This is a genomic window from Mesorhizobium sp. M4A.F.Ca.ET.090.04.2.1 (assembly GCF_003999085.1).
In the GTDB taxonomy this organism is placed as follows: Bacteria; Pseudomonadota; Alphaproteobacteria; order Rhizobiales; family Rhizobiaceae; genus Mesorhizobium.
Window position 1 is genome coordinate 1 of the sequence record NZ_RZOT01000307.1, and the last position, 7,122, is coordinate 7,122.

8 protein-coding genes and 1 pseudogene are annotated in these 7,122 nt (G+C 65.6%); 7 read left to right on the top strand and 2 right to left on the bottom strand.

Translation table 11 applies throughout. From position 1 onward, the window contains the following. Nucleotides 1–719 (top strand): glutamate 5-kinase (gene proB, locus EN781_RS20685; protein WP_127400278.1); only part of this gene is annotated, 719 nt, incomplete at its 5' end. Nucleotides 720–733: 14 nt separating this feature from the next. Here proB and EN781_RS20690 read toward each other — a convergent pair. Further along, the gene (locus tag EN781_RS20690; RefSeq protein WP_127400279.1) at nt 734–1,225 is read right to left on the bottom strand and encodes a hypothetical protein; all 492 of its coding nucleotides are present in this window, start codon (nt 1,223–1,225) and stop codon (nt 734–736) included. A 78-nt stretch (nt 1,226–1,303) separates the two neighbouring features. Between EN781_RS20690 and EN781_RS20695 the strand changes: the two genes are divergently transcribed. The 4 genes from EN781_RS20695 to EN781_RS20710 all read left to right on the top strand — a co-directional run bounded on the left by EN781_RS20695 (nt 1,304) and on the right by EN781_RS20710 (nt 5,371). Then, on the top strand, nt 1,304–2,584 hold the full coding sequence (locus EN781_RS20695) for a glutamate-5-semialdehyde dehydrogenase (RefSeq protein WP_126057802.1): 1,281 nt from the start codon (nt 1,304–1,306) through the stop codon (nt 2,582–2,584). Between the two features lie 22 nt (nt 2,585–2,606). Beyond that, the gene (locus EN781_RS20700) at nt 2,607–3,239 is read left to right on the top strand and encodes a nicotinate-nucleotide adenylyltransferase (RefSeq protein ID WP_245455340.1); all 633 of its coding nucleotides are present in this window, start codon (nt 2,607–2,609) and stop codon (nt 3,237–3,239) included. Continuing rightward, entirely contained in the window at nt 3,236–4,006 is a 771-nt protein-coding gene (locus tag EN781_RS20705; protein ID WP_126057803.1) for a galactosyltransferase Lgt5, read from the top strand. The genes EN781_RS20700 and EN781_RS20705 overlap by 4 nt, the downstream gene beginning before the upstream one ends. Before the next feature lie 75 nt (nt 4,007–4,081). Further along, entirely contained in the window at nt 4,082–5,371 is a 1,290-nt protein-coding gene (locus tag EN781_RS20710; protein ID WP_127400280.1) for an MFS transporter, read from the top strand. A gap of 15 nt (nt 5,372–5,386) precedes the next feature. Here the strand turns inward: EN781_RS20710 and EN781_RS20715 are convergent, their stop codons facing one another. Continuing rightward, nucleotides 5,387–6,244, bottom strand: coding sequence for a mechanosensitive ion channel family protein (locus tag EN781_RS20715; RefSeq protein WP_126059325.1), 858 nt, complete (start codon nt 6,242–6,244; stop codon nt 5,387–5,389). Nucleotides 6,245–6,487: 243 nt separating this feature from the next. Between EN781_RS20715 and rsfS the strand changes: the two genes are divergently transcribed. Continuing rightward, nucleotides 6,488–6,865: a ribosome silencing factor gene (gene rsfS, locus EN781_RS20720; protein WP_126059326.1), complete on the top strand. Its 378-nt coding sequence runs from the start codon at nt 6,488–6,490 to the stop codon at nt 6,863–6,865. A 63-nt stretch (nt 6,866–6,928) separates the two neighbouring features. Then, a pseudogene (locus EN781_RS20725) lies at nt 6,929–7,122 on the top strand (23S rRNA (pseudouridine(1915)-N(3))-methyltransferase RlmH); the annotation flags it as partial.

Below are 7,122 nucleotides of genomic sequence, written 5' to 3' on the forward strand. Positions count from 1 at the left end.
TCATCAACGAGAACGATACGGTCGCGACCTCCGAAATCCGCTATGGCGACAACGACCGGCTGGCGGCGCGGGTGGCGACGATGATGGGGGCCGACCTTTTGGTGCTGCTCTCCGACATCGACGGGCTCTACACGGCGCCGCCGGCCAGGGATCCGCAAGCCAAATTCATCCCGGTGGTCGATCGCATCACCCCCGACATCGAGGCGATGGCGGGTGCCGCCGCCTCCGAGCTGTCGCGCGGCGGCATGCGCACAAAGCTCGACGCCGGCAAGATCGCCAATGCGGCCGGCACCGCCATGGTCATCACGTCGGGCACCAGGCTGTCGCCGCTGATGGCGATCGAACGCGGCGAACGCGCCACTTTCTTCAAGCCGAGCACCAATCCGGTGAAGGGCTACAAGACCTGGATCGCCGGGCAGCTCGAACCGGCGGGACGGCTCACCGTCGATGCCGGCGCCATCGGCGCGCTGCTATCGGGCAAGTCGCTGCTGCCGGCGGGCGTCAAGCTGGTCAGCGGCAATTTTTCGCGCGGCGATACGGTGGCGATCCTGTCGCCCGAGGGCCGCGAGATCGCGCGCGGGCTGGTTGCCTACGACGCCGCCGATGCCGTAAGGATCGCTGGCCTGAAGACGGCCGAGATCGAAACCGTGCTCGGCTATGAGGCACGCTCGGCGATGATCCACCGCGACGATCTGGTGGTGAGCGGCGCCGCCAACTGAGACGTGGCCCGCGATTATGGGCGCTCGGGCTCCGGCGGCCATTGGGGTGGATTGCGGTACCTTTCCTCAACATCGCGTTGCGTTTTCAGCAGCTCGCTGCAGCCCCCCATCTCTGTTTCGATGCCGGCCTTGGCTCGTCGGTCGATCTCGGTTTGAGCAATGCCCGTATCGTCTCCGGCAACGGCGTCGCGAATAAGTTCGTCGGTTGTCGTTACTTTCGCGGGGGCATCGCCCTTCGCCCTCTTTTCCATCTCCGCTTCAAGCCGAGCGCGCGGCCCACATCCGTGAAATTCCTCGACAACGATGGCGATCCGAGAGGGCGGTGTCGCCGGCGCGCCGCAATAGCGCTCGGCAAGCGCCAGCTGCACCATCAAACTGTACATAACCATGGCCTTGCCGTCGGGGCTCTCCCCGGGCTCGAGCTTGTCGTCGCAGTAATCGGCGGCGCGTAGGGCTGTCGGCGCCAGCATCGCGCCGAGAGCAAACAGGATTATGGCGCTCTTCATGCTGCTCCCCCAAATTTGCAGCCATTGCCGCGAGGGCCGGCCGCGTGTAAATCCACCAAGCTTCACCGGAGCGGTCAAATGCTGAACAAACACCAAGGCGAAGATGTAGCCAGTTTGATGGCACGGACAGGCCGCCAGGCGCGCGCCGCGGCCCGACCGCTGGCCATTGCCACCACCGCCGCCAAGAACGCCGCGCTTGTCGCCATGGCCGAAGCCATTCTTCGCAACGAGCAGGCGATTCTCGACGCCAACGCAATCGACGTCTCGAATGGCGAGGAATCCGGCCTTTCCGGTTCCTTCATGGACCGGTTGAAACTGACACCGTCGCGCATCGAGGCGATGGCCGACGGCATTCGCGAGATCGCCGCGCTAAAGGATCCGGTCGGCGACGTGATCGCAGAATGGGACCGGCCGAACGGACTCCACATCGAGCGAGTGCGCACGCCGCTCGGCGTCGTCGGCGTCATCTATGAAAGCCGGCCGAATGTGACGGCCGATGCCGGCGCGCTCTGCCTCAAGGCCGGCAATCCGGTGATCCTGCGCGGCGGCTCGGATTCGCTCAATTCGTCGGCGGCGATCCATGCCTGTATGGTAGCGGGGCTGAAAGCGGCTGGCCTGCCGCAGGATGCCATCCAGCTGGTGCCGACCACCGACCGCGCCGCCGTCGGCGAGATGCTGAAGGGCCTCGGCGGCAATCTCGACGTGATCATTCCGCGCGGCGGCCGCAGCCTGGTCGAGCGTGTTCAGAGCGAGGCGCGGGTGCCGGTCTTTGCCCATCTCGAAGGCATCTGCCATGTCTATGTCGACCGATCGGCCGATCTCGACATGGCGGTGACGATCGCCGTCAATGCCAAGATGCGGCGCACCGGCGTCTGCGGCGCGGCCGAGACGCTGCTTGTCGACCGCGCGGCGGCGGCGACCCATCTCGTGCCCATCCTCGTAGCCTTGCGGGCGGCGGGCTGTGAGATCCATGCCGACGGAGAGGTGCTGAAGGCGTTCTCCGACGCTAGTCCCGCGACCGATGCCGACTGGGTGACCGAGTATCTCGACGCCATCATCGCGGTGAAGCTGGTCGATGGCGTCGCGGGCGCGATCGAGCATATCGAGACCTTCTCCTCGCACCACACCGAAGCGATTCTCGCCGAGGACACGCAGGCGGTGGAGCGCTTCTTCAACGAGATCGATTCGGCGATCCTGCTACACAATGCGTCGACGCAGTTCGCCGATGGCGGCGAGTTCGGCATGGGCGCCGAGATCGGCATCGCCACCGGCAAAATGCACGCGCGCGGGCCGGTCGGCGTCGAGCAACTGACCTCGTTCAAATACCGCGTGCGCGGGTCGGGACAGGTGAGGCCGTGACGTTTTTCGCCGGAAGAGCCTGATGCTGTCCTCTTCCGAGCCCGCCGTCCCATCGCACTATCTACGCATGCCGCATGCCGGCAAAGGGGTTGCGGTTGGCCTGTTCGGCGGCTCGTTCAACCCGCCGCATGCCGGACATGCGCTGGTCGCCGAGATCGCGCTCAGACGCCTGGCGCTCGACCAGCTGTGGTGGATGGTGACGCCGGGCAATCCGCTGAAGAGCACGCGCGAGCTGGCGCCGCTCGCCGAGCGCATCGAACTCTCCGAAAAGACAGCCCGCAACCCGAAGATGAAGGTCACCGCCTTCGAGGCCGCGCATCATTTCCGCTTCACCGCCGACACGCTGGCGCTGGTCAAGGCGCGCAATCCCGGCGTCGACTTCGTCTGGATCATGGGCGCCGATTCGCTGCGCGCCTTCCACCGCTGGCAGCGCTGGCGCCAGATCGTCATGACCTTCCCGATCGCCGTCATCGACCGCCCGGGCGCCACGCTCTCCTTCCTGTCCTCGGTGGTCGCCAAGACCTTCGACTATGCCCGCGTCGACGAGGGCGACGCGCCGCGCCTAGCCCGCATGAAGGCGCCGGCCTGGACCTTCATCCACGGCCCGCGCTCGTCGCTGTCGTCGAGCGCCATCCGCAAGCTGGCGAAGCCATGACCGATCCCGGACTGCCCGCGGTTCATGCTTTCTGGATCGGCGGGCCGCTCGGGGCAATGCACACCGCCTGCCTGAAGTCCTTCGTCAGGGCAGGCCACCGCACGCTGCTGCATGTCTATGACGACCCCGGCGACGCGCCGGCTGGCGTCGAACTCGTCGATGCGACAAGAATCCTGCCACGTGAGCGCATCATCAGGCATCGCAATGGCGGCCTGGCGCTGTTCGCCGACATCTTCCGCTACAAGCTCCTGGCCACCGGCGCCGAGATCTACATCGACTGCGACATGTATTGCGTGCGGCCGCTGTGCCGGCGACCCTATCTGTTCGGCTGGGAAAGCGAGACACGCATCAACAATGCGGTGCTGAGCCTTCCCGTTGGCTCGCCGATCCTCGCCGATCTGGTCGAGACGGTCGACCACCCTAAGCGGTTTCCCGAATGGTATTCGTGGACCAAGCGGCTGCGCTTCGGCGCTTTGCGGGCGCTCGGTAGGGTGAGGGGATTCCAGGACCTGCCGCATGCCTCGATCGGCCCACCCCTGCTGACCTATCTGGCGCGCAAGCACGGGCTGCTGGGCGAGGCTTCGCCGGTGGATGTGTTCTATCCCAATGTCGAGGGCGCTGGCACGCTGCTAGATCCCCGGAAATCCATCGCCGATGTGGTGAAGCCGGAAACGCTGGCGATCCATCTTTGGCACGGCTCGCTTTGGAAGCTGCGGCTGGCCGATGTGCCGCCGAGCTCGCCGTTGGGCGAAATTCTGGCCATGTGAGGTCGGCGCCGCTGCCCGTCCGGCGATGTCGCTTTTGCGGCGGCCTTTCGCCGTGCGGTGGGCGATGCTGCACGAATGCTTGAGAAGAACCGCACCACCATCGAGCGAGAGGATAGCAAGCAGCCGGCGCCGCTGATCGCCATTGCCAGCGTTGTCGTGTCGATGGCGCTGATCGCGATCGGCAACGGGCTGATGTTCGCCTTCATCCCGGTGCGACTCGGCGCCGACGGCTTCGATCCGACCTGGGCCGGGCTGATCGTCACCGGGCTGTCGGCCGGCGGGCTCGCCGGCTGCATCCTGACTGGCCCGCTGGTGCGCCGGGTCGGGCATGCGCGCGCCTTCATGGTGCTTTCGGCGCTGATCGCGCTCTCCAACGCCGCGATCGGCGCAGGGCCGATCCCGCTCATCTGGATCGCGGCGCGCGCGCTCTACGGGTTCGCCATATGCGGCCTGTTCATCGTCGCCCAGAGCTGGCTGAACGATGCCGTGGCCAATGCCATACGCGGCCGCGTCATGGCGGTGTTCTATGTTGCCTATGTCGCGGGCCTCGGTGTTGGCTATGCGACGCTCGCCGCCATCGACATCCGGACGTCGGCAGCGCCGCTGATCGGCATCGCCTTCACGGCGCTGTCGATCCTGCCGGTCGGCATGACGCGGCTGGCGCAGCCGCCACCGCCGCAGGCGGCATCCGTCGCGCTTGGTCGCGCTTGGCGGATCTCGCCGGTCGGCGTCGCCGGCATGCTCGCCGTCGGCGGCCTGTCGATGATCATCTCCGGTTTCGCGCCGATCCATGCCACCGCCAAGGGCTACAGCCAGGCGGATGTGGCGCTGCTGTTGTCGGCCATGCCGGTCGGCACGCTGATCCTGCAGATACCGCTCGGCTGGATCTCGGACCGGACCGACCGGCGCTATGTGCTGATCGGCGCGGCACTGCTTGCCCTCGTTGCCAGCCTGTTCGCCATCACCTTCGACGGCGGGGCGCTGGGCGTTCTGCTTGTGGTCTATCTGATCTGGGATGGGGCGTCGGAATCGATCTATTCGCTATCCAGCGCGCACGCCGCCGACCGCGCGGGCAAGGATGACCTGCTGGCCCTGTCGAGCTCGATGCTTTTTGCCTGGTCGCTGGCCGGGTTCGTGGTGCCGGGCATCGTGACGGCGCTTTCCGCGGTCTACGGCACCGGAACCTTCATCTATGTCGGGATCTTCATTGCCTCGGCGTTCTGCCTGTTCGTCTTGTGGCGGATGCTGGCGGCACGGCCGGTTCCGGCCACCGCGACCGGCAGCTTCGCGCCGATGTGCGCGCAGGCGCCGCTGCCGGTGGAGCTCGCCTTCGCGCCGGACGAGCAGCGTCGCTCCGGCAATTAGCGTTGAGCCTGCGTCCTACTGCCTGGTCACGGACGGTTCCTGGCTCGGCGCTTCCGGTGGCGGCGCCGGGACCGAAATGCCTTCGGCGTCGAAGGCCTGCTTGGCGCGTTTGGTAAGATCGATCTGAGTGGCGAAGAAATCGGCGGCCGAGGTCCAGTAGCGCAGGCTGATGGCGACGCCGCTGTCTCCGACGGTGGAGACGAAGGCAATCGGGACCGGCTCGCGCCTGACGCGCCGCTCTGTGGCGGCGACGCCGAGCATCACCTTTTGCGCCAGGTCGATGTCATTCCAGGAACCGATGGTCAGCGTGACATCGCCACGCCGCACACCGTTGCGCGTATAATTGCGCACCGGCTGGTTCCAAAGCGTCGAATTGGGCGCCAGCACATAGACGCCGTCGACCGTCCTCAGCCTGGTGGCGAACAGGCCGATCTCCTCCACGGTGCCGGAGATGGGGCCGACCTCGACATATTCGCCGATGCGGAAGGGTCTCAGCGCAAGCAGCATGATGCCGGCGGCGATGTTCTGCAGCGTGCCCTGCAGCGCCAGCCCGATGGCGAGGCCGATGGCGCCGATAGCGGCAATGATCGAGGCCGTCTGCACGCCGAACTGGCCGAGCACCATGATGACGACGAGGATCAGGATGGCGTAGCGCACAATCTTCGAGAAGAAGTGGCGCAGCGTCGCGTCGAAACCATGGATATGGCCGAGCCCGGCAAAGATCGAGCGTTCGGCAAGGCCGGCGACGAGATAGCCGACGACCAGCAATATGACGGCGCCTATGGCCGAGAAGGAGTAGGAAACGATCAGACTGCTGAGCTGCGCAAGGCTTGCCTGCACGGCGAGGAGGGTATCCTGGGGATCGATCGGCATCATGGGAAATCCGGTTGGTGGGCGAGCCGATAACCCATGCGGACGCGATGGGTTCCCGATTTTTCCCGGCCAGCGGAACCAATCGGAAGAGGTCGCGTTTGCGGCGGCACGGGTCGCCGTCTTGAAACTGCAACGGAACTCTGCCTATCTAAGTGGTGTCGCCCTGATTTGGCGGGTGATTTGGTTGTTCTTGCTGCGAAAGGAAAGACACTGAGAACAGCACTGCGGAAGAAGGCCGACATCGTGCCTTCGCCGGCCGGGATCAGCGGAAACGACGCCGTGTCCCGCGCCATCAAGACAGTCCTTGCCAGTCTGGAAGACTCCAAGGCCGAAAACATCGTCTCAATCGACATCCAGGGGAAATCGAGCCTCGGCGACTACATGGTCGTCGCCTCGGGCCGATCGCACCGTCATGTCTCGGCTGTCGCCGATCACCTCCTCAAGGCGCTGAAAGATGCCGGACTCGGCATGGCGCGCGTCGAGGGGCTGGCCGGCGCCGACTGGGTCCTGATCGATTCGGGCGATATCATCGTCCATGTCTTCCGTCCCGAAGTCCGCGAATTCTACAATCTCGAAAAGATGTGGCAGGCGCCGGACCTCGAGGAAGAGACCCTTCACTGAGCCGTATTTGGTGCGTGTCCCCCATCCCTGGGTGACATGCATTTGCGGCTCTTCGAGGCAGGGATGAAGATCACTGTTCATGCCGTGGGCCGGATGAAAGCCGGCCCCGAGAGAGAACTCGCCGACCGCTATTTCGAGCGCTTCGCCAAGAGCGGCCCGGTGGTGGGGCTGGAATATGCCGGCCTTGTCGAGATTGGAGAAGGCCGCGCCCAGACCGCCAATGAGCGCCGGCGCGAGGAAGGCCAGAAGCTGCAGAC

Bases quoted from the DNA above. Each gene is read 5' to 3' on its own strand.
- EN781_RS20705 (WP_126057803.1), top strand. From the start codon at position 3,236: ATGACCGATCCCGGACTGCCCGCGGTTCATGCTTTCTGGATCGGCGGG.
- EN781_RS20695 (WP_126057802.1), top strand. From the start codon at position 1,304: ATGCTGAACAAACACCAAGGCGAAGATGTAGCCAGTTTGATGGCACGG.
- EN781_RS20710 (WP_127400280.1), top strand. From the start codon at position 4,082: ATGCTTGAGAAGAACCGCACCACCATCGAGCGAGAGGATAGCAAGCAG.
- EN781_RS20690 (WP_127400279.1), bottom strand. From the start codon at position 1,225: ATGAAGAGCGCCATAATCCTGTTTGCTCTCGGCGCGATGCTGGCGCCG.
- EN781_RS20715 (WP_126059325.1), bottom strand. From the start codon at position 6,244: ATGCCGATCGATCCCCAGGATACCCTCCTCGCCGTGCAGGCAAGCCTT.
- EN781_RS20700 (WP_245455340.1), top strand. From the start codon at position 2,607: ATGCTGTCCTCTTCCGAGCCCGCCGTCCCATCGCACTATCTACGCATG.